The 25,052-nt window shown below is 62.5% G+C and carries 26 protein-coding genes; 10 read left to right on the top strand and 16 right to left on the bottom strand.

Annotation, left to right across the window (positions count from 1 at the left end):
- Positions 1-4: 4 nt before the first annotated feature.
- The gene (gene hemE / locus ACZYX4_RS12375; RefSeq protein WP_463876269.1) at positions 5-1,102 is read right to left on the bottom strand and encodes a uroporphyrinogen decarboxylase; all 1,098 of its coding nucleotides are present in this window, start codon (positions 1,100-1,102) and stop codon (positions 5-7) included.
- Positions 1,103-1,272: 170 nt separating this feature from the next.
- Between hemE and ACZYX4_RS12370 the strand changes: the two genes are divergently transcribed.
- Positions 1,273-2,607, top strand: coding sequence for a glutamyl-tRNA reductase (locus tag ACZYX4_RS12370; protein WP_463876267.1), 1,335 nt, complete (start codon positions 1,273-1,275; stop codon positions 2,605-2,607).
- 260 nt (positions 2,608-2,867) lie between these two features.
- Here the strand turns inward: ACZYX4_RS12370 and ACZYX4_RS12365 are convergent, their stop codons facing one another.
- Entirely contained in the window at positions 2,868-4,583 is a 1,716-nt protein-coding gene (locus tag ACZYX4_RS12365; RefSeq protein WP_463876264.1) for an HNH endonuclease signature motif containing protein, read from the bottom strand.
- Positions 4,584-4,894: 311 nt separating this feature from the next.
- Positions 4,895-5,125, bottom strand: coding sequence for a hypothetical protein (locus ACZYX4_RS12360; protein WP_463876261.1), 231 nt, complete (start codon positions 5,123-5,125; stop codon positions 4,895-4,897).
- 394 nt (positions 5,126-5,519) lie between these two features.
- Between ACZYX4_RS12360 and ACZYX4_RS12355 the strand changes: the two genes are divergently transcribed.
- On the top strand, positions 5,520-6,140 hold the full coding sequence (locus ACZYX4_RS12355) for a hypothetical protein (RefSeq protein WP_463876259.1): 621 nt from the start codon (positions 5,520-5,522) through the stop codon (positions 6,138-6,140).
- A 134-nt stretch (positions 6,141-6,274) separates the two neighbouring features.
- Here the strand turns inward: ACZYX4_RS12355 and ACZYX4_RS12350 are convergent, their stop codons facing one another.
- Positions 6,275-6,673: a hypothetical protein gene (locus tag ACZYX4_RS12350; protein ID WP_463876257.1), complete on the bottom strand. Its 399-nt coding sequence runs from the start codon at positions 6,671-6,673 to the stop codon at positions 6,275-6,277.
- 284 nt (positions 6,674-6,957) lie between these two features.
- Here ACZYX4_RS12350 and ACZYX4_RS12345 point away from each other — a divergent pair, with 284 nt between their 5' ends.
- Positions 6,958-7,557, top strand: coding sequence for an RNA polymerase sigma factor (locus tag ACZYX4_RS12345; protein WP_463876255.1), 600 nt, complete (start codon positions 6,958-6,960; stop codon positions 7,555-7,557).
- The gene (locus ACZYX4_RS12340) at positions 7,520-8,542 is read left to right on the top strand and encodes a CU044_5270 family protein (RefSeq protein ID WP_463876253.1); all 1,023 of its coding nucleotides are present in this window, start codon (positions 7,520-7,522) and stop codon (positions 8,540-8,542) included. Before ACZYX4_RS12345 ends, ACZYX4_RS12340 begins: the two co-directional genes overlap by 38 nt.
- A 639-nt stretch (positions 8,543-9,181) precedes the next feature.
- On the opposite strand, the gene ACZYX4_RS12335 is transcribed toward ACZYX4_RS12340, so the two are convergent.
- From ACZYX4_RS12335 to ACZYX4_RS12320, 4 genes are all read right to left on the bottom strand, one after another.
- Complete coding sequence (locus tag ACZYX4_RS12335) at positions 9,182-9,793, bottom strand: recombinase family protein (protein ID WP_463876251.1); 612 nt, start codon at positions 9,791-9,793, stop codon at positions 9,182-9,184.
- Positions 9,794-9,906: 113 nt separating this feature from the next.
- Positions 9,907-11,091 carry a TniQ family protein gene (locus ACZYX4_RS12330; RefSeq protein WP_463876249.1) on the bottom strand — a complete coding sequence of 395 codons (1,185 nt, stop codon included), beginning with the start codon at positions 11,089-11,091 and terminating at the stop codon, positions 9,907-9,909.
- Positions 11,088-12,005 (bottom strand): TniB family NTP-binding protein, encoded by a 918-nt coding sequence (locus ACZYX4_RS12325; RefSeq protein ID WP_463876247.1) that lies wholly within the window; start codon positions 12,003-12,005, stop codon positions 11,088-11,090. The genes ACZYX4_RS12330 and ACZYX4_RS12325 overlap by 4 nt, the downstream gene beginning before the upstream one ends.
- The gene (locus ACZYX4_RS12320) at positions 11,999-13,672 is read right to left on the bottom strand and encodes a Mu transposase C-terminal domain-containing protein (RefSeq protein WP_463876245.1); all 1,674 of its coding nucleotides are present in this window, start codon (positions 13,670-13,672) and stop codon (positions 11,999-12,001) included. The genes ACZYX4_RS12325 and ACZYX4_RS12320 overlap by 7 nt, the downstream gene beginning before the upstream one ends.
- A gap of 811 nt (positions 13,673-14,483) precedes the next feature.
- Here ACZYX4_RS12320 and ACZYX4_RS12315 point away from each other — a divergent pair.
- Entirely contained in the window at positions 14,484-14,873 is a 390-nt protein-coding gene (locus ACZYX4_RS12315; RefSeq protein ID WP_463876243.1) for a hypothetical protein, read from the top strand.
- Positions 14,874-14,965: 92 nt separating this feature from the next.
- On the opposite strand, the gene ACZYX4_RS12310 is transcribed toward ACZYX4_RS12315, so the two are convergent.
- The 3 genes from ACZYX4_RS12310 to ACZYX4_RS12300 form a co-directional block, all read right to left on the bottom strand.
- Complete coding sequence (locus ACZYX4_RS12310) at positions 14,966-15,649, bottom strand: DUF4166 domain-containing protein (RefSeq protein ID WP_463876241.1); 684 nt, start codon at positions 15,647-15,649, stop codon at positions 14,966-14,968.
- A 966-nt stretch (positions 15,650-16,615) separates the two neighbouring features.
- A complete protein-coding gene (locus ACZYX4_RS12305) occupies positions 16,616-17,113 on the bottom strand; it encodes a hypothetical protein (RefSeq protein WP_463876239.1) in 498 nt (165 codons plus the stop codon).
- 364 nt (positions 17,114-17,477) lie between these two features.
- On the bottom strand, positions 17,478-18,020 hold the full coding sequence (locus ACZYX4_RS12300; RefSeq protein WP_463876237.1) for a GNAT family N-acetyltransferase: 543 nt from the start codon (positions 18,018-18,020) through the stop codon (positions 17,478-17,480).
- 267 nt (positions 18,021-18,287) lie between these two features.
- Between ACZYX4_RS12300 and ACZYX4_RS12295 the strand changes: the two genes are divergently transcribed.
- From ACZYX4_RS12295 to ACZYX4_RS12280, 4 genes are all read left to right on the top strand, one after another.
- Positions 18,288-19,325 carry a TOMM precursor leader peptide-binding protein gene (locus ACZYX4_RS12295; protein WP_463876235.1) on the top strand — a complete coding sequence of 346 codons (1,038 nt, stop codon included), beginning with the start codon at positions 18,288-18,290 and terminating at the stop codon, positions 19,323-19,325.
- On the top strand, positions 19,300-19,788 hold the full coding sequence (locus ACZYX4_RS12290; protein ID WP_463876233.1) for a hypothetical protein: 489 nt from the start codon (positions 19,300-19,302) through the stop codon (positions 19,786-19,788). The genes ACZYX4_RS12295 and ACZYX4_RS12290 overlap by 26 nt, the downstream gene beginning before the upstream one ends.
- Before the next feature lie 190 nt (positions 19,789-19,978).
- On the top strand, positions 19,979-20,599 hold the full coding sequence (locus ACZYX4_RS12285; protein WP_463876231.1) for a hypothetical protein: 621 nt from the start codon (positions 19,979-19,981) through the stop codon (positions 20,597-20,599).
- Between the two features lie 46 nt (positions 20,600-20,645).
- On the top strand, positions 20,646-21,824 hold the full coding sequence (locus ACZYX4_RS12280) for an MFS transporter (protein WP_463876411.1): 1,179 nt from the start codon (positions 20,646-20,648) through the stop codon (positions 21,822-21,824).
- A gap of 300 nt (positions 21,825-22,124) precedes the next feature.
- On the opposite strand, the gene ACZYX4_RS12275 is transcribed toward ACZYX4_RS12280, so the two are convergent.
- The 3 genes from ACZYX4_RS12275 to ACZYX4_RS12265 all read right to left on the bottom strand — a co-directional run bounded on the left by ACZYX4_RS12275 (position 22,125) and on the right by ACZYX4_RS12265 (position 23,441).
- A complete protein-coding gene (locus ACZYX4_RS12275; RefSeq protein WP_463876229.1) occupies positions 22,125-22,355 on the bottom strand; it encodes a cold-shock protein in 231 nt (76 codons plus the stop codon).
- A gap of 156 nt (positions 22,356-22,511) precedes the next feature.
- Complete coding sequence (locus ACZYX4_RS12270; protein WP_463876227.1) at positions 22,512-23,123, bottom strand: hypothetical protein; 612 nt, start codon at positions 23,121-23,123, stop codon at positions 22,512-22,514.
- 111 nt (positions 23,124-23,234) lie between these two features.
- On the bottom strand, positions 23,235-23,441 hold the full coding sequence (locus ACZYX4_RS12265) for a VOC family protein (protein ID WP_463876225.1): 207 nt from the start codon (positions 23,439-23,441) through the stop codon (positions 23,235-23,237).
- Positions 23,442-23,578: 137 nt separating this feature from the next.
- Here ACZYX4_RS12265 and ACZYX4_RS12260 point away from each other — a divergent pair, with 137 nt between their 5' ends.
- Positions 23,579-24,109: a hypothetical protein gene (locus tag ACZYX4_RS12260; protein WP_463876223.1), complete on the top strand. Its 531-nt coding sequence runs from the start codon at positions 23,579-23,581 to the stop codon at positions 24,107-24,109.
- A gap of 148 nt (positions 24,110-24,257) precedes the next feature.
- Here the strand turns inward: ACZYX4_RS12260 and ACZYX4_RS12255 are convergent, their stop codons facing one another.
- Complete coding sequence (locus tag ACZYX4_RS12255; RefSeq protein WP_463876221.1) at positions 24,258-24,449, bottom strand: hypothetical protein; 192 nt, start codon at positions 24,447-24,449, stop codon at positions 24,258-24,260.
- Complete coding sequence (locus ACZYX4_RS12250) at positions 24,449-24,943, bottom strand: hypothetical protein (protein ID WP_463876219.1); 495 nt, start codon at positions 24,941-24,943, stop codon at positions 24,449-24,451. Before ACZYX4_RS12250 ends, ACZYX4_RS12255 begins: the two co-directional genes overlap by 1 nt.
- Positions 24,944-25,052: the final 109 nt, after the last annotated feature.

Raw genomic sequence — 25,052 nt, 5'->3', positions numbered from 1 at the left:
GCGCCTACTCCGGGGAGATCGAGTGGATGAGTGTGACGACGCGCGTGAGCACGTCGGGATCGGTGTCCGGCGGCACGCCGTGGCCGAGGTTCAGCACGTGGCCGGGGGCTGCGGCGCCGGCGGCGATGACCTCGCGGACGTGGGCTTCCAGGACCTCCCAGGGCGCGGACAGCAGGGCGGGGTCGATGTTGCCCTGCAGCGGCACCGTGCCGCCCAGCCGGCGGTTGGCTTCGTCCAGGGGCAGCCGGTAGTCCACCCCGACGACGTCGACGCCGACGTCGCGCATGGCGACGAGCAGTTCCGAGGTGCCGGTGCCGAAGTGGATCAGCGGGGCGCCGAGGTCACGCACGTGGTCCAGGGCGCGGGAGGAGGCCGGGGCGACGAAGCGTTTGTAGTCGGCCAGGCCGAGGGATCCTGCCCAGGAGTCGAAGAGCTGGCCGGCGGAAGCGCCGGCTTCCAGCTGGGCGCGCAGGAACATGCCGGAGGCGTCCGCGGCCCAGTTGGCCAGCGCGGTCCAGGTCTCCGGGTCTGCGTGCATCATGGTGCGCGGGCCGAGGTGGTCGCGGGAGGGCTTGCCTTCGACCATGTAGGCCGCGAGCGTGAACGGCGCGCCGGCGAAACCGATCAGCGGGGTCTTTCCCAGCTGGGCCACGGTGAGCCGGACGGCCTCGCGGATGGGCTCGAGGGCTTCCCAGGTCAGCTGGGGCAGGGCGGCGACGTCGGCCGCGGTGCGGACCGGCTTCTCCAGCACGGGACCGACGCCGGGCACGATGTCCACGCCGACTCCGGCCAGCTTGAGCGGAATGACGATGTCAGAGAAGAAGATGGCGGCGTCGACGTCGTGGCGGCGGACCGGCTGCAGGGTGATCTCGGAGGCCAGCTCCGGGCGCAGGCAGGAGTCCAGCATCGCGACCCCCTCGCGCAGCTTGAGGTATTCGGGCAGCGAGCGGCCGGCCTGGCGCATGAACCACACCGGGCGGCGGGAGGGCTTGCCGCCGCGGTAGGCGGTGATCAGCGGGGAATCCGCGGTGCGGCCGTCCATCAGAGGGTGCCCGGCGTCAAGGCCGGAGAGTTCGGGAGTTGCCGCAGCGCGAGAAGTCATGACTTCGATTGTGCCGAAAATCAGCCCCAAAAGATAACGACAGACTGTCACCGACATGGGCAGCGACCCGGGCTGCGGCCCGGCCGTGGCGTTAATCACAACCCCGCGTGTGCAGTGGCACGCCGGGCTGTTGTTCTACACGGGAACGAAAAAGCTATGATTGTCACGTTGTGGTTCTTTTTTCTCTGGTGGCGACCCACGCCGACATCGACCTCGAGACCGTTGCTCAACTGAGCACCGGCGCTTCCGAGCTCGCCACATCCGCCCTCGCCGGATCGCCGGCCGTGGCGGGTGCCATTGTGCTTGCCACCTGCAACCGCTTCGAAATCTACGGTGAGGCGCCCCGGCAGGACGACGTCGAAGACGCCCGCCTGGCCCTCATCGCCCAGCTCAGCGGCTCCACCGGACTGGACGAACAGCTCGTGGCGCGTTCCTTCAGCACCCGCACGGGCGCGGACGTCACCCGGCACCTGTTCTCCGTCAGCTCCGGGCTGGACTCCGCCGTCGTCGGCGAACGTGAAATCGCCGGCCAGGTCCGCCGCGCCCTGATTACGGCCCAGCACGAAGGCACGGCCAGCGCCGGCCTGGTCCGGCTCTTCCAGGCGGCGTCGAAGACTGCCAAGGACGTCGGAGCCCAGACCGCCCTGGGCGCCCGCGGCCTCTCGGTGGTCTCCGTGGCCCTGGACCTCGCTACCGAGCTGTCCGAAGTCCCCGACTGGTCCACCAAAAAGGTCGTGGTGTTCGGCACCGGCGCCTACGCCGGCGCCACCATGTCCCTGCTGCGTGAACGCGGCTGCACGGACGTGTCCGTGTACTCCTCCTCCGGCCGTGCCGCCGGTTTCGTCGCCACCCGCGGCGGGACCGCGCTCGACGGCGACAGCCTTCCGGCCGCCGTCGCCGCCGCCGACGTTATGATCGGCTGCAGCGGCGCCGACGCCCGCGTTGAAGCACCGGAACTGGCCAGGGTCCGGGCGTCCTCGTCCCAGCCGCTGATCGCCATCGATCTGGCCCTCACCCACGATTTTGATCCCGCCGTCGGCGGACTCGACGGCGTCGAACTGCTCACGCTGGAATCGGTCCGCCTGGCCGCCCCGCAGGAACAGGCCGAATCGCTGGCCCAGGCCCGCAGCATCGTGGCCGGCGCGGCCAGCGCGTTCGAACAGGAACGCGAGGCCCGCTCGGTGGACTCGGCCATCGTCGCCCTGCGCCGGCACACCATGAACGTGCTGGACACGGAAATGGAAAAGGTCCGGGCCCGCCACGGCTGCACCGCCGCGGCTGAGGAAGTTGAGTTCGCCCTCCGCCGGATGGTCAAGCAGCTGCTGCACGTCCCCACGGTCCGGGCCCGCGAGCTCGCCGCCAACGGCCAGCAGGAAGACTACGTGGCCGCCCTTGAGGCGCTGTACGGCATCGCGGTCGAACAGCCCGTAGCCAAAAACGCCGCCGAATGCCCGGTGGAACACCAGGACCGTCCCGCCTCGGGCGGCGTTCGGGAGACCGCCTAAGCTGCGCTTACCGCCGGACTTAACCGCCCGACGGCGCCAGCCGGCTGGATGGCGCTGAAAGCGGCCCTGCGGCCACGGTTTCACGTCGGACTTTGGCATCAACGATTCGATCCGCTCCCCTTGGGCATCCGCGACGTCGCCAGTCCGCGCCATCGTTCACCATGCCAACCCGTCAGGAACTAATCAGGAGACCGGCCCTGGTGCCCTAAGTGCCAGCGATTTGGTTGGTGATCGCGCTTTATCGGCGTACAACTGGTCATTCAGGCAGAGTGGGACAGGAAGTACTCCGGGTTTGGGTCGTCGGGAGGCGCTGGCCAGCCTTGGCGGTCGGTGTCTGCGGCGGGCCATGGATGCCCGGGGGTGAATAGGTGCCAGTCCGTGAATGGATCGGGCGGCAGGTCGGTGTAGGGGTCCCGGCCGGGGTCCGGAGGCAGGCCCTGGTCGGGATCCCAGTCCGCGTTCTGGCCGGGATACCCGGTGAGCGGCGCGTCCGCGGGCAGGCCGTGGCCCGGCTTTTCGTCCGCGGACAGGCCTGGGTCCGGGAGTGTGTCCCTGGCCGGGATGTCGGCTAGCCCGTCGGGTGGTTCCCAGTCCTGCTGTTCGCTGGGATAGTGCCGCCCGGACGGGGAGGTCCACCCCGGCGGTTTGTGTTTGCTGGCCCCGGCCGGTGTCCAGGCCGAGCCGTGTTTGAGCCGGTGGTGTTTCGGGCACGGCTGGCCCAGGTTGGAGATGCCGGTGGTGCCTCCGTTGGCCCAGGCCAGGAGGTGGTCTGCGTCGTTGTCCAACGAGTGGTTGCTACACCCGGGGAAGGGACATCGGCCGTCGCGCAGGTGCAGCCAGCGTCGCTGGGCCGTGGTGAGGCGGTAGCTGGTCCGGCCGATTTCCAGCGGCGCCCCGTCGCGGGGGTCGGTCAGGACCCGGTAAAAGGACCCGGCGCCGCCGGCGACCAGGGCCCGGGCCATGGACGGCGGGATCGGCCCGTGCCCGTCCAGGACCGCCGGTTCCTCCCCGGCGCCCAGCAGGGTCAGGACCGGGACGGTGATCAGGACCTGCGCCCGCGGCGACGGCACACCCCCTGCCGCGCCGCCGCCATCTGCATCGGTACCGGTCCCACCGGTGAGGAGCCAGGTGGCGGCCACATCCGCGCGGAGCTGGGACAGGGTCCTGGCCTCGTCCGGGCCCTGAAGGGCACGGGCGGCGGCGGTGCTCCGTTCCCAGATCCCCGCGGCGGTGCCGGCCGGGAGGTAGGTGTTGAGCCAGGCCATGCCGTCCCGGTCCGGAACGAACTCCACCCGCCGGTCCGCAGCGCCCTTGATGTGGCGGGTTTCGATTCTGACCGGATGGTGACGCTCCCGCCACACACGTGCCTTGGTGCGGAACCGTCCCGGGACGAGGTCCCCGGCCGGGCACCCGCGGGCCGGGTCGGGCGCGCCGGGGTCCAGGAAGTGCGCTTCGAGTCCGGCCGCCCCGGCCGGATCCAGGCCGGCGGTTTCGTCCACGATGATCCGGGCATGGGCCCAGGAGATCGTCCCGGCCTGCAGGGCCGCCAGGGTCAGCGGCAGCGACGTCGTCAGTGCCTGGCACTCGCACAGCAGGGCGCTGGCGGTGCGTTCGCTGACGGTCAGGACACAGGCGACCTCCGCGGTCACGGCGAGCTCCTGGACCGTGTGGTCCTGCGCGGAGACTGCCGGCGGCGCCAGTGCCGTGGTTGCCTGCACGTACTCGGCGGCGAGCCGCACCTTCAGCGCCGCGGTCCGGGCCTCCAGCCGCGCCACCCCGGCGAGACCATCCAGGCAAGCACCCGCCAAATCCCGCAACGGATCAGCCCACGGCGGATCAGTTTCGGCGTCCCGCAACGGATCGGCGCCGGGTGAATCAGCGTGGTCAGCACCGGTGAAGGCCGCCAACTCAGCAGCGGACGCCGCGACAGCCGCCAGGGCCTCCCTGCTCTCCACACTCCAGGCCGTGCTTTCCATACCCGCAGAATATCGGGAGGCTACGACAGTCCTGATGGAACTGGCCGTGACGGTGCGATGCCGGCACCGACCAACGCCCCCTGAGGTGTGGACTTCAGCTATTCATGGCGGCGTTCTGTAATTGCCTGGTGTCGCTCAACGGAGCTTTGAGTTGTCTTGCAACGAATGTGTTTTGACACAGGGAGGTTACGAGGCATCTCACGTGAATCGGGCCGCAGGGTGCAGCTAGCTGCGCGCCTAAGGTCTCAAGGCTTCCCGCAAGACGAACGTTCCCAGCCCCGCACGCACCACACGATCCAGCACGACTAGTGCTAGAGGTGTGGCAGCCATTGGAGAATCAGAAGGACGGTGATGAGGGCGAAGATCGGGAGCACGAGCAGGTAAGCGAGCAGCGTGAGGAATGTCCCGACGGCCGTGAGCGGGAAGAACCACACCGCCCACACGAAGATTGCCTGGAACGGAGCGGCCGGTCGGCTGCCCGAGTTGCTGTTGGCCACGTTGAACGCCTCGACACCGGTGTCATTTTCAGAAGTCGTCTGCACCGAATGTCAGAAGACGTCTGCACTCGGCCGCTACGAAGAAGTACGTCTCAAACTCAACCTCAGATTGCGTCTTTTGCTATGGCATCGAATGGCACAACTGAGCGTGCACGACGTCGGTGATCCCTGAGTTCTGATCCAACGCTTTGGGCGTCCCGGTGTCAGTTTTCGAAGTCGTCTGCACGAAATGTCCATAGCCGTCTGCACCAAGGCAGACCCCATCACCCGGGGGCTTGGCGGATCATCGTAGGGCCACCAGAGCATCACTGCACCTTCGCGCCGAGACGGAGCGGAGCCGACAAACACGCAATCCTAAGCCCGCCGTGGAATACGGAGATGGATAGTCTTGAGCCCCGATGGGGCATATTAGCCAGCGTCACTGACAAGGAGGAGGGCAATGAGCACGCAGACGTCGTGGAGGGTTTCCATGGGCCGGCGGCGCTTCGCGTGTGGCCTCGTTTCATCGTTTTTGGCCGGGCTCTTGGGAGTTACCGTTCTGGCGTCCGCTGCCTGGAGTCTTGAAGCTGGTCCTGCCCGTTTGGTCTATTTCGTCTTGCCGACTTGGGCGCTCATCTTCTGTGCGCATCTCATCAGCGGTGCCGCTGCGGTAGTGGGGCTGGCCTCGTTGGTGCCGCCGTTCACCAAGGGAATATCCCGAACCTGGTTGCGTCGGTTGATTGGTGTCCTGGTGGGTATCGCAGTGGCCGCCGCATCTGTGCCGTGGCTGCTGTACTTCGTGGGTATCGGTCTGAATGCTGCTTCCGCAACATACATCAGGGTCACGGCTGAAAGCGGTGAAAGCGTCATCGTCGAACATTCGGGATTCGACCGCAGAGACTACAACGTGTACGGGCAGGAATCGTTCTTCCTCTATGAGAGGAGTGGTGGGTGGAGCACCGCATTGGACGTCTTTGATCCGGATAGCTGCACGCTGGCAGTCAGGACCTCGGATCTCCTGCTCACTTGTGGAGCAGATAGCGTTCCGGTTCCGCCTCTCCGTGGAGAAGGGACCTCATAAAGGGTCCCAGGTTAAGTGGTTTCAGGTCGGCCGTCCCCCGTGCGACTCTGTCCGGGTCAGACGACCCGTCAATATCGCCCGAATAACGAGGCTGTACCCGCCAGGCCGACGGAGCCGAGCGGAATCGGCGGAGGCTACGGGAGGTAGCTGAGCTGTAGGTTGTTCAGAGGTGCCACTGCGATAAGGACCAGCAGGACCGCGGAGAGCCAAAGCATCCAGCCGCGGTCGAACCAGGTCCCCGAAGCCAATCTGACTCCGTTGAAGACCAGGATGGGCAGGGCGACAAGTTGGGCGAGGGTGATAGTCATTTCAAACTGCTGCCACCCCGACGTCGAGGCGCAGGACGCCGACCGGTATTCGCCATCGCAAGCAATCCCGGCCCAGCCGTCGAGTCCGGCGATCGATAGAAGCGTGCCGGCGTAGGCCCCCCAACCAAGGACCAGGATCACTGCCGCGGCCGCCCATGCGAGGACATTCCTCCTGCGGCTGCCCGGTGTCCAATAGGAAATTCGCTGGCTCGTTGTTTCCCCCATGGCTCCACCCTAGATGCATCGGAAGCGGGTGCCGTGTCGGTCTCCGTCCGCCGATGCGCCAGAACCAGACGCGGTCAAGTCCATTTGCCTGTACGGACCAGGGCCCCGGGCAGGCCTCTTGAATTGCATCGATGGTTTCCGAAGTCGTCTGTGCTCCCTCGGCCTCCCACTTCCACGCTGAATGACTGCCCTCGAAGCGTCCCGGTTCCTTGGAACTAAGAAAGTTTGCCGTTCACAACCTAGACTGCCGTGAACTCTTTTCCGGTGAAGGGGCAATACAGCTTGTGACTACCGATAGCGAGTTAATTCGCAGTTCGAGCGAGGACCCTCAGGCCTTCGCTGTGCTGTATGACAGATATTCCCGTGCGGTGCACCGATACGCGGCCACCAGGGCGGGTGAATCGATTGCCGATGACGTGATGTCCCAGACCTTCCTGGCTGCCTTTGAAAGCCGGGAGTCTTTCGACCACCGGTGGGAAGACGCCAGGCCCTGGCTGTTCGGCATAGCAACGAATTTACTTCGCCGTCACCATCGCACCGAGGCCAGAAGACTCAAGGCGTTCGCTAAGGCTGCCGGCCGGGGCGGTTATGACGACGGGGCGGACCGGGTTGCTGAACGGCTGGACGCCGCAGCGGCGACGGCAAACCTTTCCGCCGCGATGCGGAAACTCTCGGCCGCCGACAGGGAATGTCTGCTGCTCTATGCCTGGGCGGACCTGACGTATGAGGGGATAGCGATGGCAACGGGTGTGCCTGTAGGTACTGTCCGGTCTCGGCTCAACAGGGCGCGGCGGATCCTTCGTGATGCTGCCGGCCTACTTCACGTGGATGACAAGGAGATGGATCATGGACGAGTTATCGCTCCTGCACGCAATGCGCGCTAAGACCCCCGTTGCCAGCGACGCCGCGGTCGAGGCAGGCCGGATGAAACTGTTGCAACGCATCGACCTGGCATTGGTGAGGGCTCAGCCCAAGCCGCGGCGTCGGACGGCGATGAGGCTGACTCTGGCATCGGCGGCAACCGTGGCCATCGTGGGTGCCCTTATTGCCGGGGACATCTTGGCCCCGGCCGGAGGGCCGGGCCCAGGGCCGGCGGCGGCAACGGCCGCCCAGGTGCTCAACGACGCCGCCCAGACGACCATCCAGACAGCTGACCCAGTTGTAAAGCCTGGCCAGTACCTGAAGATTGACAGCACGAACCTCTGGGGATCGTTCTCGACAGAACAAGATGGCAGTCAGTATCAGTGGCTGGATACGGAAAAGATGACAATGTACATTCCGGCCAACCGCGACGACGAATGGGTATGGCAGCGATCAGGGCGAACCCCGACGACATTCTTTGACGAAGCATCCAGAGAATACGCCCAGCGCACCCACACGGGTTTCACGGGCGAGCTGTTGCGCGGGAAGAACGGGGCCTTCTACGGACCCGGGACAGAGTCCTCATTCCCTTCGCCCAGTTATCTGGACGCCCTGCCGCGGGACCCCCGCCTACTCCTGGACGACATCTATCAAAAGACCGTCGGACAGGGGCAGTCGGTTGACGGCGAGGCGTTGGCCTTCATCGCCGATCTCCTGCGTACGGGGCTCGTTCCGGGCGAACTCCGGGCAGCACTGTATAAGGCCGCGGCCCTGATACCGGGAGTGACCGTGACCGATGAACAAGCCAACCTCGATGGCCGCAAAGGCATAGCCATCGGCCGGGTCGAAGACTCCTCGCACTTCCGTCAAGACATCATCATTGACCCCAACAACGGGCTGCCCATCGGAGAACGCCAAGTACTCACAGAACCACTGGGGTCCATGCCGGCGGGAACGGCGACTACCTGGACGACAGTGGAAACCTCTGTCTCAGGCACCGCGCCGTGAGCCCCCAGTGACGACGGGCTGTTGTTGGGTGCGTACTGGCTGCGCCGGAGCCGTCGCGGACAGTGAGAGAAAAAGACAGATTGAAGAACCATGAGAACTTACAAAATGAGTCCCAAGCGCATAGTTATCCGTTCCATGATTGCACTCGGGGTGGTCTATATGGTTTGGATCATCGGGGTGGTCGCGTGGAATGCGATAGATGAAGGGGCGGTTCCATCTGACTCTGCTTTCCCGTCTGTTCCGCCTCCCAATGAAATACAGGAAATCTCCACGCGATGTGGTTCAGGCGGTTGCTCAAGGGTCATGACTATCGAAACCAAACCGCCACAATCTGCACAAGCACTTGCAGCCGAGATTGGCGTGACCTCGGAACGTTGCGGGCCCATAAACCTCTTGACGTTGCGAAAGACGTGCATCGGGTCATCAAGCCACCGCGACGGGCAGCTCCAGATCCACGTGCGGTTCTAGCCCACTGACTTCCATACTGGCCGAGGCGGTGCGCTTCGGCGGTGTTATCCGACCGGCCAAAACCCCTGCCATTCTGGTCGCCCCAGCCGGGCTGCGCGCGGAATCGCAATCGGTAAGGCCTCTCAGCACCGGCCCGTCAGGAATCGGCAGTCCACAGTAATTCTTCTTGGGCTAGCGCGACAGCAGCTTTTGGCCGTCGGGACGAAGTTCCCCGGACGGCGAGACGTGCCGGTAGAGGGTTTGGCGGGTGACGCCGAGTTCGGTGCAGAGGTCGCCGATTTTGGTTCCGGGCTTGCCCATGGACGCCATAGCGAGCCGGAGTTTCGCCGGGGTCATCTTGTAGGGGCGTCCTCCGTTGCGGCCGCGGGCGCGGGCGGCGGCGAGCCCTGCTGTCGTGCGTTCGGAGATGAGTTCGCGCTCGAACTCGGCGAGGGCAGCGAAGATTCCGAAAACGAGCTTTCCGGAGGCAGTGGTGGTGTCGATGGCGGCGCCCTGCCCGGTGAGGACTTTCAGCCCGATTCCGCGTTCGGTGAGGTCGTGGACGATGTTGACCAGGTGCCGCAGATCCCGGCCGAGCCGGTCGAGCTTCCAGACCATGAGGGTGTCGCCGCGCCGTAGAGCTTTGAGGCAGGCAGCCAGCTGGGGCCGGTCGTCCTTTTTCCCGGAGGCACGGTCTTCATAGAGGGATTCCGCGCCGATGCCGGCGGCCAGGAGCGCGTCCCGCTGCAGGTCCGTGGTCTGGGAGCCGTCCGCCTTGGAGACCCGCATGTATCCGACCAGCACGGCAGTTCTCCTTCGTCATTTATACGTTCGTTTAAGTGACAGCCCGATTCCAGATCGGCCCGGAATCGAAATATGTCACTCAACCCGTTATGTATTCTAAGTCAGGCAAAGGGTCATTGATTCTCTGTTTGTGACAAAAAGTCCAGGGGTATGTGAAGCTCGGCGAAGGTTTGCCGGAGACTGCCCACGGATTCTTCACTTCGGCATCCGTACCGTGCGAAGTCGTAGAGCTGCTGCGCGACGAGCGGGTCTACTTTGGCTGCTGCGATGCAGACTTCCAGTGCGTCCGTTGTCTGCTTCCAGAGCTCATCGAGAGTCGGCTTCTCCTGAACGGTTGCTGTCAGTGCTCCACGCGGGGTTCCGTCGCTGATCCGGGGGTTCGGTTCGGGACGCAGGAGGTGCGCGGAGGTACCCAGAGCAGTCAGTGAGCCCGCTTCGATCAGTTCCATCGCGGCGGCGGCTGCTTCGAGCAGCTGCTGCTGGGCAGTCCAATGAAGGGTCTCGAACGGCTGCCACGAATACAGGCCAGCCCGAAACGGGTGACCGCAGTGTTCCCAGACACGACGAACGTCGTCCAGTTGCCGGCCATATCGTCCCTGCGCGGTGGTGAGTTCGTCCAGGAGGGTCCGCAGCAACCGGAACCAGATGCCGGCGTGAACCGGATGCCGGGGAAGGTCCACGGAACCGGTCGCTATTGCCTGCCAGGTGCGCCGGTCCATGAGGGACACCGACTCCGGCAGCGGCCGCTGGTCATGGGCGGGAGTTGCCCACAGGATGTAATCCGGAGGGTGTCCTTCGTAGGTTTCGAGCCGGCGCCCGTGCACCAGGCAGCTGGCCATGAGGGGCAATTGCCAGAAGAGCAGGAGCGCCGGGCTGGATTCCAGGCAGTCCGGGCATCCCCGCCGCGCCCCGGTTTCCGGCAGCCATGGCAGCCACTTCCGCGGAGTATAGATATTGCGCCGATTCGGTGGCAGGAGCACCGAGAGCTGGTGCACATAGGTTTCGTAAGTGCCGGGGGCGGGGTCGAGGCTGTCGAAGAGCCACGGTACCCATCCGGCCATGGTCATGGCGTTCACGCGTTGTTGGTCAAGGCCGGTGCGCTTGGCAAGCTCTTCGAGCAGGTGCGTCGGCGGGTTCAGATCCAGCTCGGGGTCGCTGAGTTCCCTTTGGCCCAGTCCGTGTTCGAGCAGCGCGTAAGAATACATGCCGTAGCTGGCGGCGATCCGACGCAGCCAGGAGGACAACGATTCCATTTCTACAGGTGCCGGGTGCAGGGGCCAGCGTTCCGGCGGTCTCATCTGAGTTCGCGTTCGAACTTCCGGCGCCGGACGCTGGGACCGTCGTATTCGGCCAGCGTCAGCGTCCGGTGGTTGATGGATTCTTCGCCGCTGTCCACGGCGGCTACTGCGGCTTCGGTCAGGAGCGACGTAAGCTCCCCGATGGTGCCCTCGCTGCGGGTGAGGAGGTAGCGGGCCATGTCATCGGCCGCCAGATTCGAGCGCGTGCGCAGCGGGAACGAGGATGCGAAGCTGGCCAGCAGGGACAACAGGTCTGCATCGGCCTCCCACAAGGGCAGCGTCATGGGCTCAAACCGGTTTTCGAGCTGGTCATCGGAACGGATCGCGAGATAGGCCTCACGGGTCCCGACCCCCACCAGAGGGATCCGCAGCTCGTTTCCCAGGAAGCGCAGCAGGTTCAGGAATTCACGCCGGACATCGGCCCGGCCGGCCAGCACATTGTGCAGTTCGTCAATCACCAGAATCCGCACACCGACGCGTCGCAGCACGGCGAGGGTGAGCTGTTCCAGGTCAGCTACGCGCCGACGCGGTCCCGTGGGCGCACCGAGCGCTGCGAGGACGGCCGTATAGAACCGCGGGATGGACGGTTCGGAGGGCATCTGGACGCACAGGACCGGAATGTGTTCCTGATCTGCGGTGGAGTGTGCCGGGTGCTGGCGGTGGAACCGTTCGATGATCATGGACTTGCCGTTGTTGGTCGGTCCGATCAGCAGGAGGTTGGGCATGCGTTGTTTGCCGGGCCAGTCATAGAGTGTTTCGAGCCGGGTGAGGGTCTGGACGGCCCGGGGGTAGCCGATCCAGCGGTCCGCCCGGATGCGCCGGATCCGTTCCTCCGCCGGCAGGCGGGCCATGGCCTGGGCCCAGGGCTGGAGGTGGGACAGATCCGGCGGCGGGTAGTCATCGATGTTCACCACTGCTCGACCTCGTCAAAAGGACGGGCTGCCGCCTCGTCATTCGTGGGCGGGAGCATTTCATCAGGTGGAGCCGTCGGGTTCTTCACGGCTCCGGAGGCCTGGAGGTGGCGCCTCCGTTGCAGGTCCCGGCGTGATCTGCGGGTTGTCCGTTGGGCCGTGGCGGTGATCTCGCGCATCTGATCGATCATGCGGAACAGTGCTTCCTCGTTGACCTGGTCGTGTCCCTGCTGGCGGAGCCGCGCCAGTGCCTGCCGGTGTTCCCACAAGGTGACCGCGGGGTGGGAAACAGTACGGTATGGGACTTCCACATAGGCCGTTCCTTCCGGTTCCAGCACCCAAACCCTGCTGATGTCCCGCGGGTCCCGCCGGATGATGAATTTTTCCTCCCGGTCCCGCCGTGCGATCCAGGGTTTGAGCACGTTCGCGAAGTAGTGGACGTGGTCGATGACGAAACCGGTGCGGGTGATTCGGCGCCGGATGACCGGCAGGAAATCCACGAGAAACGCGGCGGGGTGTGCAACGACAGGCTGCGCACCGAACTCTCTCACGCCCTCGTCCCAGCGCCCGGCGGGTGTCTGGTTCAGGGATCCGTGGATGCTGCCGTGGTAGCCGGCGACCGCTAAGGCCAGCCAGCGTTCCAGCTCCGTCAAGGTCAGGGCGGACCTTTTGTCCGCATCGTAACCGCCCCGCTGTCCCGGGTTCGAGAAAGTCGTCCCGGGCAGTTCATGGACCCGCTGCATCACCGTGCCGATGATGCGCTCCACGATGCCGCCGTAGTGCGGTCGCCCGAGTGGCCGGTAACTGAGTTTGATGCCGTGCTGTTCGCAACCGCGGCGCAACGCCTCGCTCTTGAATTCCGAAGCGTTGTCCAGGAACAACGCCTTGGGCTTACCGCTCATTGGCCAGGCCGCGTCCACGCCCAGGCATTCCAGCCAGGGCCGCTTGTCGCAGGTCATATGCGCGATGCACAAGCCCACCGACACCGCAGACGGCGCCTCCAGGGTCACGACCATTCCCAGAATGCACCGGCTGTAGTCATCGATAGCAACCGTCAGGTAGGGCCGGCCGATGGGCTGCCGGTCCCTGTCATCGACGACAATCAGGTCAATCACGGTGTGATCGATCTGGACCTGGTCCAACGGGGCCACGGTCTCCGGCACCTTCCCGCCGGCCGACTGCAAGGACCGGGCGGCGTCGCTGCCCTCACGCCTGCGCCTGACTTCCACGGGATGCAGCGCCTCGATCCGGAGGGCGACAGTATTCCTTGCCGGCGCGGTCAACCCCTGCGTCTTGCATTCGCGCACAATTTGGCGGTGCACGACCGCGAGGGACGGCTTTTGCTTCGTCAGGTAAGCCTTCCGGATGACTTCCCGGATCACGGCTTCCACAGGCTCCGGCAGGCGCCTGCCTCCCCGGCCACCGGCGGAGCGGCCCGGGGCCAGGTCCGTCAGCAGGCCGGCGCCCTTTCGACGCCGTCCGATGAGGGTGTAGACCTGCCGTCGCGACAATCCCAATTCTTCGGCCGCGCTGTCCGCCGCCCCGTGGGTGACCGTGGCCATCGCCGCCAAAGGGGCGATGACCTCGTCCTGCTGGCGCAGGCGCTCCCAAGCCTCATCCGACATGCCCAACAGACCCCGCTCCAGGATCTGCGGGTCATTCGATGTCATGACGAGCGCGGACGGTGCAGACGACTCTTGACCATGATTCAGGCTAGTGCAGGCGGCTTCTGATGGAAATGCCGGCAGTGCCGATTACTTCTGACAAACGGATGTCAACAGTCCTGTGCACCGGGGCCATACTTCCGCATGAAGTGGTGCAGACGACTTCTGAAAACGACACTATTGAACGCGCCTGGTTGTTTGTAGCGGAAACGGTCGTTTTTGGAACGCGCTACATCTGCTTCGCGGCGGTCCGCAGCGCTGTCGCGACGGGCGCGGTTCCGTCTTCCGTTGCGAGCATTGCTGCCAGTTGGCGTGCTCGTGCGGCGTAGGCCGGCGTCGTGGTGGCCTGCGTGATGGCGTCGGCCAGCCGTTCGGTGGTGAGTTCCTTGTAGGGGACCGGCTTGCGGGATGGTCCAAAAGCTCTATACGGGATGCCCCTTTCGGGACGGTCCCGGCCGGTGGGGCTTTGAACCGCAACTAGAGCTGGGGCTTCGGAACTACGTGCCGGGACCGGCGCTACTGATTCGGAGGTGTCTTGTGAGTGACCATCGAGGTCCTCAAGAAATTCCGTCCGAGACCGAACCGGTGAGAGAAGGACGGTATAGCGGATGCAGTCGCAGCCAGCGTCCATACCCAAAGAACGGGAACAACGCCGGTTGCCAGCGCAGGTGGAGCTACTTCGCCTATGCCGTCCACTAGGGTGTCGAATATGCTTCCGGTAGCCGTGCGAAATGTAAAGACAGTAGCGTTGCCTCTCCTGGTCCGGGCTGTTTTCACCGGCGCCCTGCTGGGGGCGTGTATCAGCGGGGGCATCTCAGTGTCTTCGACCGTTCAGGCAGCCTTGTATCCGGAGCAGTTTGGGCTCTGGGGCATGAATGGCGGCCAGATATTCTTCATGGCCATACTTGGGCTCGTTGTCGGAGCCGTTGCCGGACTGGCAGAGGGTGCCGGTTCGGTAGCGGCGCTTTGGATTGACGCCAGTAACTCCTTATCAGTCGTGCTGCCACGCCCGCTCACCGCTGGATTGGGAGCAGCCGCGGTGACGATCGTTTACACCGTCATCGCCTTCCGCTTACTGGGAGCAACCGGGTTGGCGCTGGCAGGATTCGGAGCCGGCTTCGCCACAGTCTCCGGGTTGCTGGCAGCCTTTCATACTCGACGGCTCATCCGCCGATACCATTCCACCGGCCAAAAGCAGGCCCACTGAACGATCCCCAAACGGAACACGCGGTCAGCCCACGTGCTGCTAGACCGCCACATGGGTTGCCCGTTTGGCTAGGTTTCGGTGAACAGCGGCTTCTATTCGCGGCTTTCTTCCCTCAGGGGTTTGAGATGCTCCGGGATTGCTTCGTCGTGCAGGGCCGGAAACGTGCAGGTGAACTCGCCCCGGTATCCGAAAAGAAATCCGAGGATGGGGTTCCGGACCTGCATCTGGATGGTGAACACGCCACGGGCATCATCGAAGTTCTCGTATAGGTCTGCCGTGCCTGTCAAGATCGAGGGAAACTCGAATGCAGCGAAGCCTTCGTAGAAACGTTGAGGCCCTGATTGAAGATGCAGCGATCCATCGGCCAGAACCTCCAGGGCGAGGTCAGTAGCCAGGTGCTGGTGGGTGCCGAGATAATCGACGATTCCACCATGTTGTTTGCTGTGGACCATGGTGGCGTCGAAGCGCCGTCGCTTTGATCCGGGTAGTTCAAGGGTCCTGACGAAGGTGACTGTAGGGCGGCCGAACCCATCAATGTAGGGGTAGTTCTCGACCGTGAATGGGATGTCCTTTCCTTGGTCTGGGAAGAGGATATTGCGGTAACCCCCCAACTGCAGAAATGGGACTGTCCACCAGGCCCCGCGACGGACTTCGGAAAAGATCCCCCGACCGACACACGCATAGCCTGCAGCAGTGTCCACACCGAAGCGCTTCTGCAGCATTGGGTGGAGCCGTTGGAAATCGCTCCCCAGCGCTACTTCAAAAATCGAAGCCACTATTACTCCTGCCCCTGCGTTGACGGCTGAGAAACCGGTGAGGCAGATTCGCCCAGGCCGGCAAGAGTGGATGGGGCACTCCCGGAGCGTGAGTCCGGCGGCCGCCGCAGACATCGTCCTGCCCTGGGTACTGTCCAGTGGACGGGGATAATCCAAGAGCCCACAGCGGCTGTGAGGCCCAGCGCGGCGGGGCCGGGGGTTCGCCCTGTCGCGGCTCGGCGGAGCAGGATGCAGGCGGTCAGGAGGCCGCCTGCCCTGGCCGTGGCGTCAATAAACCACCGATTGCGGGAGTCCTTAGGATCAAGGTCCGACTCCGCCCACAACCGTAAGCGATCAAAGCTTATTGAAGTCGCCCACCCCAGAGCTGGGCGGAACACCCAGGAATCCAGGGCCTTTCCGAGAGAGCCCATTCCCGGCTGATAGTTATACCCCGTGATGAACCGAAGGCCATCCTCTGTTGGGATGTAGCGCCAGTATCCGGATCCTTGCCCTATGGGCGACACCGGGTCAGCGGTGTCGAATTTCAGTACCGACGTGGCTTGCCCATCGGATCGATACCGGTGCCCCAGGGATGTTCCGGTCCCTTGGATGACGTAGAAAGGAAGGCGGAATTCGTAGCGGAAATGAAGGAGTCTCTGATCGTTTCGCTCGGTGGGGATGATTCGTGAGAACCGTAGATCCCAGCGGGGATGCAGGGCTGGGTCCTGGCTTAGCTTCCATACCCGTTCTATGGGGGCCCGAATACCGACCTCAACGTAGATCGGCCTGCGTGAAGCAGAGTCTTTCCTGCTCAAGTTTTCCCCCATAGCAGCATCATAATTCGAAGCGCGACGCGAACTTGCAATGGGGCCAACACGATTCATACAAAGCCCTTGTCAGTCAGTGCACTCCCGCTTGCGGACCTACGAGCCCCCGACTGTCCCGTAGAAGGTTCGGCTTACGGACACGTTGAAGATGGACAACTATTCAGTCGAACCATGGAAAACCCAAGGGGTTGACAGACGCGCGAGTAGAAACGGTTTCGAAGTCGTGGAACACCGGCGTGATTGGCAAGTTTTCGGGCTCCACTGAGATCTCAGCCAAGACAGGAACAGGCTCCATGCTGATGAACTGGCACTCAGTAATCAAGCCGAGAACAGGGTCCGTATAGCTGGGCATCCTTGTGAAACTCCTGCTCGGAAGAACGTACACCGCCCCTGCCTTGGTAGGAGCCTGGCCATCTTCGGTCGAAGCGAATGAAAGAAAGATGCGCCGTTCCGACCACTCCCCAGCAACTGCGCCGGGATAGAAGCAGGCATTCAAAAAACGCCGGCATGACGATGACCGGATCGCGTATGCAATAGCCCAGGTGGGGTCTTCAGTCGCGTAGATAGCCGTCCTTTTTGAGAACTGGTCAAGGCTGAAGTCGATGGGTGCCCTGGGCTCAAGCATCGACAGACCTGGCGTCTGTGAACCGTGCAGCACGAAATCGTTCGTTGCGACAAGTGTGGCAAGTCGAGTCCAAGTCTTGTCTCCGTTTGCTGGAGCGGGGACGTGCCATGTAGATGTAACCACGCACCAAACGCTAGCAGCGCGGCACACGGTCCTCTTGAGAATGCATGCGGTGGTCGGAAGATAATCGAACCTATTGGCGGGGACGGGTAGCGGAGCGTCCAAACCCGTCTGACGTGTCCCGGTCAACGTTCCGCATCCTCACTGGCTTACGGGCACACTGGCTTGGCGCCCGTTTGGTTACCGTTGACGAGCATTGTTGCGGCTGAGTAGTCTTCGTTGCCCGATGCATGGCAGGATCCACAAGGATTGTGCTCGTAGACGCGTCGGGTATCGTTCAAAAATTTGCTGCAGGTGTTCCCAGGTCAATCCAGTACCGGCGGAAAAGCCGCCCATCTTCACCCGTCCGCACATCTTCGAGCCGCCCGTCGCAACGTTCGATGGTTCTAATCGACGCCGAATTGTCGTCATCACAGGTCAGCAGAACACAATCCGGCTCTCTCCGAGCGGCCAAACGGACCAGCAATTCCCGCAAAGCCCAGGTTGCCGCCCCCCTCCTGCGATCCGAGGGGCGAATCCCATAGCCGATGTGCCCGCCCGAATTCAGGAGAGCCGACGTCAGATGGTGCCGGTATGCAATCGCCCCTACGTAGCGTGAGCCCTCCGTGATCCAGAGGTACGTGCACGGAACAATGCCATCCTTCTCGGGCGCGCTTTCAGCGTCCAACAACTTGCCAACCCAATCTGCGAAGCCCTCGGAGCTGGTGACGTCGTCCGCCATGAAGACGGCGGCACCGTCCTGATGGACGCCAGCCCACTCACGGTGAGACTCAAGGAATGACTGGTGGAAGGCAACATTCGGCGGGACGAGTTCAAACATGCCCTCGACTCTATACCGCAAACGCCCTAACGGGGACGCGCCGAAGTGACACGCGAACAAGTAATCGACACGCTTGTCATATCCATGACAAGTGTCATAGATTCATCCAGTCAAATAAGTCTATAAACACAAAGGGGTGATTCAAGTGCTTAAGCTCAAGCGACTGGCCAAGCGCCGTTCCAAGCTGAACTTCGTGTTCAACTAAACCAAGAATAAATAGTGGGGGCCACGCACCGCGTGGTCCCCACTCATCATTGGAGGCAAGAATTGGCAGCCGTAACCTACTCCCTCAAGCAGTCGCTACCGGTCATCACCACGGAAACGGCCGTGCAGATCGGATTGGCACCGCCCAACGCAATCGAAATCGAGGACGCTCCAGACGGGCTGGCTGAACTACTCAGCTTCGCTTCACAGCCACGGACACTCGACGATTTGGGCGGCAAGGCCGAACTCCTGATGGGTGAAGGCTCCGGAGCGATTGTCGAGGAACTTATCGACGCCGAGATTCTGGTGCCGTACAGGTTCGACCTCTCCGGCCGGTACAGCCGTCATGACCTGTACTTTGAACTTGCACACGGCACCGGCCCCGGAGCCAGCCATCGGCTGCGCAACCGAAAGGTCACGCTGATCGGCGTGGGAGGAATCGGAACAAACGTTGCCATGCAACTCGCCACAGCCGGAGTGGGTTCCATTGTCTTGGTCGACGGAGACACAGTAGAAGAAAGCAACCTGACCCGGCAGTACCTCTTCACTGCGCAAGATATCGGTTCCCCCAAAATCCAAGCCGCTGCAAGAAACCTTCACCTGAGGGCCCCCGACCTTAACACGGTGGAAGTCGCCTCCATGATCACCGGAGTGGAAGATCTCTTGCCTATTTTTCAGGACTCAGACTTCGTTGTGGTCTCCGCCGACACGCCCCAGGAAGTGCTCGAGTGGTCTAACCAGGCGTCCATCGCCACCGGCACACCTTTCACTTGCGCCGGGTATCAGGATACGCGTGGAGTGGTAGGCCCGGTAGTACGGCCAGGCATCACCCCCTGCCTGCAATGCGCAGCAACAGATAACGACGACAGGACCAAATCAAAGGCGTCGCTCTCCACCACAAATCTCAATAGCTCGTACCAGGCTCCAAGCTTTGGGCCACTGAACTCCATCGTGGCATCCATTGCCGCCATGGAAGTGTTCCGCTACCTGCTTACCGGATCCACCAACCTTGACGGTAGGAGACTGGTGTTTGACTCTCTGGAGTTGGCGTCGGAGTTCGAGGATTTCGCCAGGAATGGCCACTGTGCTGCGTGCGCCTGACTGCAACAAGGGCATGGCGCTCGTTGCTTTGGCGGGGGCCTACGTAGTCGCCTCGGTCGCCGCAACGGTAGCCAACAGAAATTTCTGGCCAATCGCGTCAAACAATATGTTCAATGCCAAGTTCAAGGACCGCGTCTCAAGATTCGCAGTTGAATTCCACCTGCCTGATGGAACAACCGTTGCTTGCGGTCCAGCAAACTGCCTTCCAACTCAGTTCTTCCGGGCCGGAGCAGTGTTCGCCAGCATCTTCATGGCTGAGGAAGAGCAACCAAAGAACGTCCTCTGCCAGAGAATCGTCCGGAGGCTTCGCAGCAACACGTGGAGACCGTTTGACGAGGTTCGCGCCCCCGCTCACCTGCCCGACCTTCCCTTGAGGATGGACATCCTGGTGGCAACTACTGTTCGGGGAATGCCTGAGGAAAAGGAAATTGTGTACACCTATGTTCCAACAACTTCGCAGTAAACCAGTCCAGCTCCGTCATGTACGCAACGCGGCAGTGTGGGTCGTTGCCGCCCTGGCGCTGACGCTCCGCCCCGGCCCGTCTGCTGTCCGGGACTATCGAGCTGCAGTTGCTTCACAGGAGTCAGCGGCGGACCGCAGGCGTGATGACGGGACGGCCTGGAAGAGCCGACGCACGGCAGCTGGACTACTGATGGCGGCCGCGGCGGCCAGCGAGGTTTGTGGAGACCCCGGGGCAAAGCCCTCTTCTTGGATTCGGCGGGCAGCGCTGGGATTGTTTTTAGGAACACGGGCTTTGGATGCCCGATCCCTACCGGGCCGCTGGCCGTACGACACGTTCATTGAAGCGGTACTCGTCATCAGTCAGATGTCCAAGCCGAGCGGCGGCCAGTCACCGAGCCTGCCGCTTTCGGTCTCACGGGTTGCGCTATACCTGCCCTACACCCAGGCCGGCTTGTCCAAACTCCTTCACGGCTATGACGCTTGGGTCAGGCGCGGCGATGCCAACCATATTTATCACTCGCACCTGTTGGCCTCGGATGCTTACCCGTTTGCCCAGGAACGATATAGTCTGCCTGTTCGGGCCCTGACCCGCGCAATTCCCTTTCTTGAATTAGTCGCGCTCCCCCTTGCGCTCATTCTTCCCGGCAAGTGGCGGATTGTAGTTCCCTGCTGCACCACCATCTTTCACATGGTCATTGCCCGCACGTGGAATATCAGCTTTTGGCAGGCTCCCGTAATGCAATGGCTTCTGACATCAGTGGAAAAGCAGCCCGACCTTGTCACCATTCTCCATACAGCCAAAGGTATCTGAAGTGTCATTAGCTAAGCCATGGCAGAGGCGTCTCCACCTCACGGGAATGTGGGTGAATTCGTTGGGTGGTGGTGCGTACAACATCGCACTTCCGCTCATAGTTCTGCAGACAAGCGGCAGCCTTGCCCAGATGTCCATTGTCGCCGTGGCATCACAACTTCCGAAGGCTTTCCCCGGAGTGCTCATCGGCGGACTCGCAGATCGTATGTCTCCCCGCGCCATGACCCACATCGGCTATTGGGGTCAAGCACTGGTTGTTGCTGCAATGGCGCTGCTGATAGGCCCTTGGCACACGCCCTTTTGGGTCCTCGTACTTGGCGCCTTCCTGCGCGGCAGCCTCGACATGTTCGCCAGGACAGCCACCTTCGTGGCCATCCCGAAAATGTATGGTGACGGCACAGCGAAGTTCAACGCCGCAGTTTCCACCGCATGGACCTCAGCTTCCATCGCGGGTCCGGCAATTGGTGGAGCTCTGAGCGCTGTCTGGGGTCCGTGGTGGTTGTTGGCTGTTGACGCAGTGTCGTTTACGGTTATTGCCTTGATCATGAACTTCCTGCCGTGGCCGGAGCGCCCGAGCAGCCTGCCGGACCGGCCAGGTTTCTTCAAGGAACTTTCTGCCGGTTACCGGAGACTTACCCAAATCGATGGGTGGTGGCGTTTTGCCGGGACCGTTGTCCTCGTCGGCTTCCTGTCAGCCCCATTGTCCACATTGGCGATTTTCCAGACCTCCGTTGGCCTCAAGGGTTCCACCACGGAAGTAGGAATCGTCGGCGCAGCGGCAGCTGCGGGCCTCTTCTGCGGTTCGATTCTGTCAGGCTTGCTCGCCGGTTGGCGCCCAAACATTCTGATGCAACGGTCCTCATGGCTTATGGCAGCAGGGGCTTTGCTCTTCTTCATCCCGTCGTGGATTGCTGTGGCAGGTGCCCTGTTCGTCGTCTGTACGGGTGGCATTGCATGGACGGTGGGACGCACATCCCTCATCCATCAACAGATTCCCTCGACTGACCTGGGCAAGACCATGACGGCAGTCCAGTTTCTTGAAACTGTATCCAGTCCCCTCAGCCTTGCAGTTGCCACGTTTCTTATGGGCGTCTCGTCATTCATGGCCTTTGGCTCCATCCTCCTGGCAGCCCTGCTTTCGGGGGTGCTTGCGCTCAATTCAGACTCCATACTTAGGCCAACTGAAGTGAAAAGAGAGGTCAAGCAGGCGGAACCTGTCCAGTAGCCTCAGGCTGTCCCGGACAGGCAGGTACGCTTGTCAGTTGCCCCGACGCAACTCCCGGCTATCTGGAGAGCTTTCAGATACTTCTGGACAGTGGCAGAGTTTTCCAGCCACGGTTTGCGGACCGTATCGCCAACACGAACGACACTCTCTGAGGCGTTTCCGCCTACAAGTTCTTCAGCTTCCTCATTCATCCGAAGAACGCTACTGCGTGCCAGCAAGCTGGTCAAACCATCGCCCTGGCGGAGCCAATACGCGCCCCGCTAAAGGATCCCCTAGCGGACCGTGCCGACGAAGCTTCGGCTACGAACGCTCCACACGGTCGGCAACGATGGAGAATTCATCCTGCTGCGCCTCGTGCCAGGTGAGCCTTACGTCTTCGCCTGGGACAAGCTCAAGAAACTCACTCGCCCTCTGGACGATGCAAGAAAAATGGGCGAAACATTCTGCGGCCACACCTTCAACTTGGATGGATCCCCACCCCTCTTCGCAGTGCCAGGTCTTCACGGTTCCCTTGCTCCAGGGTTCATACATGTCACCGATGATAGCCGCCTCGTGCCACTGGCTACTTTGTGCCGACTAGGAGGGACGGTCAGCCAGTTTCAGCCCCGTCAGGGTTCCGCTTCCGGACCGCCTTGCGGACAGGACATCGAACCTTTTATCGGGCGTGAAGGAGAGTGAAAATCGGGCTTAGAAACAGCTGACATCGTGCAGGCCGGGCCAGACAGGATTCCCGATGTCACCTTGCACAATCAGCGATCCACCGCGGACGCTCCAGGACAACTTGTATCGACCTTCCTCGATCGGACGAATGCCGTCGTCTGCCGTCCAGGAACCAGCGCGCCAGCCAACGCCCCAGGGAAGTACTGCGTAGACCTGCCCTTGACCTGCCACAAAGAATGAGGCTTCTCGCGCCACGGCCTGACACCCATCGGGTCCAGCCGGCCTCAGAAGCGTGTACGTCGTGCTGTATGCGGCATCTCCCAAGAAGGCGATCACTGACCCGGCAATGCCCAGAGTTATGAGCGCCCGCGAAAAGAAGCCCGTCGACCGGCGTGCCTGGGGCAATTCCTGATCCTTTAGACCAATGCGGATCCTCCGGTTGATGGCCGCAAGCACGACCGAAATACCGCACAAAACGCTGCCGACGATCCATGGGGGAATGATCAATCCACCGACCACAAGGATTAGCCCGCTCCAGCCCAACGCGATGAGCAGGATCGCGGACAAGCCACAGAAGGCGGATGCTCGACGAAAGCGCCGCTGTGCGGGATGAATTGCGACACTTCGGCTGAACCCCATTGGGCAAGCCTAATTGTCATGCTTCGGGTAGGTGGGGTGTACCAAAGTTCCGGACTGTAGAGGGAGGCCATGCGCTGACGGGCGCTTCCTGTGGCCTGTCCGAACGCCCAACTATCGGAACTGGCCGTTCTTTCGGGCTCCCAGAATGACAACACCGACCCTGCGGGCACCTAGAGCGACCATTCGCTCGACCTCGTCCGCTGGATCGTACGGCCGAAAATCGAGGTGCAGACTATTCTTCGTTACCTTCGATTCCGCCGAACGTGTCGATCGTGATCGCCGGCGCCCATTAAAGGTCGCTTCCTTGGGGCCGCCCATGCCGCATCGTTTTCGCTCCGACGCGGGCGAACGCCACATTTCCGTCCCGAAAAGGGTTCGTCCTTCGTACGGCCACTGGCTCGTTTCTTCTCACGGCCCATAGATATTCGACCATCCAACTGGATTAGGCTCTCAACATGATGGCCCAAGGTCAGCTTGATGGAGATCTACCCCGCACGCCCGAAGAGGCGAACTTCCTTAGCGGGATCACCCGCAGAATATCCGTGTGGTCCCTTCCTGATGTCCAACTCGGCTCGTTCACGGTGGTCGCCCGGATGAAACCCATAGTCGTGACTCTCAACGTTCCCGGAATCGACGTCCCACAAGGCACCTGCACGCTCCAGATCGGCTACTGGAACGACGGCCACCACGGCCGAGCCTTGGAAGGTGAATGGGGCGATAGCCATCTCCTTGACAACCATGTCTACGACGGAGACGGCCTCACAGTCTTCGGCCTGGAAGAGGCACCGGAGACGTACGGAACACTCGCTGCCGGCTGGCTGCAACGCCAACTTCAGCGGCCGGTGGAACGCCTAGATTGGCTGCGCGGCGAGCAGGTGAAGGAGTCGGCGTGGCGGCTCGCCGATTCAGGGAAAACAATCGCACGGACGGGCAGGTCAATACATCGTCCGGACAAGGCACCTAACCGGATCCAGAGAGTTCGTTGACTCAGACAGTTTTCGACCCGGTAAGGGCTGCATTCCCCTGACGACCCACTTTTCCTCGCCGATCTCGGTCCTCACACGCTGGAGAGAGCCAATTTCCGCCCGCTCAGGGTTCCACTAACGGACCGGCTTACGGACGCGGGTGCGGTCGTTAGCTCCGGGTCGTGAACTGGACCTGGATGCGATTGAGCTCGACGCGCGGAAGCACGGCGGTCACGACGCCACCGCCTGCTAGTTCTGCGCCGATGCCGTACACGAACGGGTCCGTATCGAGCTCCGCGCCGGCTACTTCGACTCCATTGACAAGGACACTGACCCGGTCATTGACCATCCGGTCGGTCACTACGGGGCAGGCTGGTCCCAGGGATTGTCGCTTAGTCCGAGCTCCTGCCGGTACTGGTTCATGAGGATGTAGTTGACGTGGTCGACCAGCACGCTCCGGACCGACGAACGCTCGGATGCGTCACGGTTCCAGGTAGTTCGCACGGCCTCCCACAGCTGCGGGTATCGCATTCGCTCCACCTGCTCGACCAGCCACGCGGGGCGCGGCCATGGCGGAACAGCCTCCAGCGCCCTCCGGGCCTGCTCGTCGAGGTCCGCGAGGTTTATCGGGTCTGGGCGGTCAATCGGGTTTCGCCAAAGTGTATAGGTGACGCTCACTGTCATTTCACTGTATCCACGATCGTCCTGACCGTAGGCCAGACCGACAGTATCCGTGTCCTCCAGCGAGGGCTGGGACACGAGTCCCATCACGGGGATGGGCATGAGTTTCAGGCCCTCAGCCTGCTCGACACGAGGGTCGGGGGCGTCCTCGGGGAGAATTCCAGTCACTCTCATGCCTCGATTATGAACCACACACGGGAGCGGGAGGCTCTATCTGTAGAAGAGGTTACTGAACGCCCACCGGTCCGTTCAGGGTTCCTCAACCAGACACGTACTTCGCGCA

The organism is Pseudarthrobacter leeuwenhoeki (assembly GCF_055412885.1).
The sequence above is the reverse complement of the archived record's forward strand: the minus strand, read 5'-3'. Positions and strand labels throughout refer to the sequence as shown.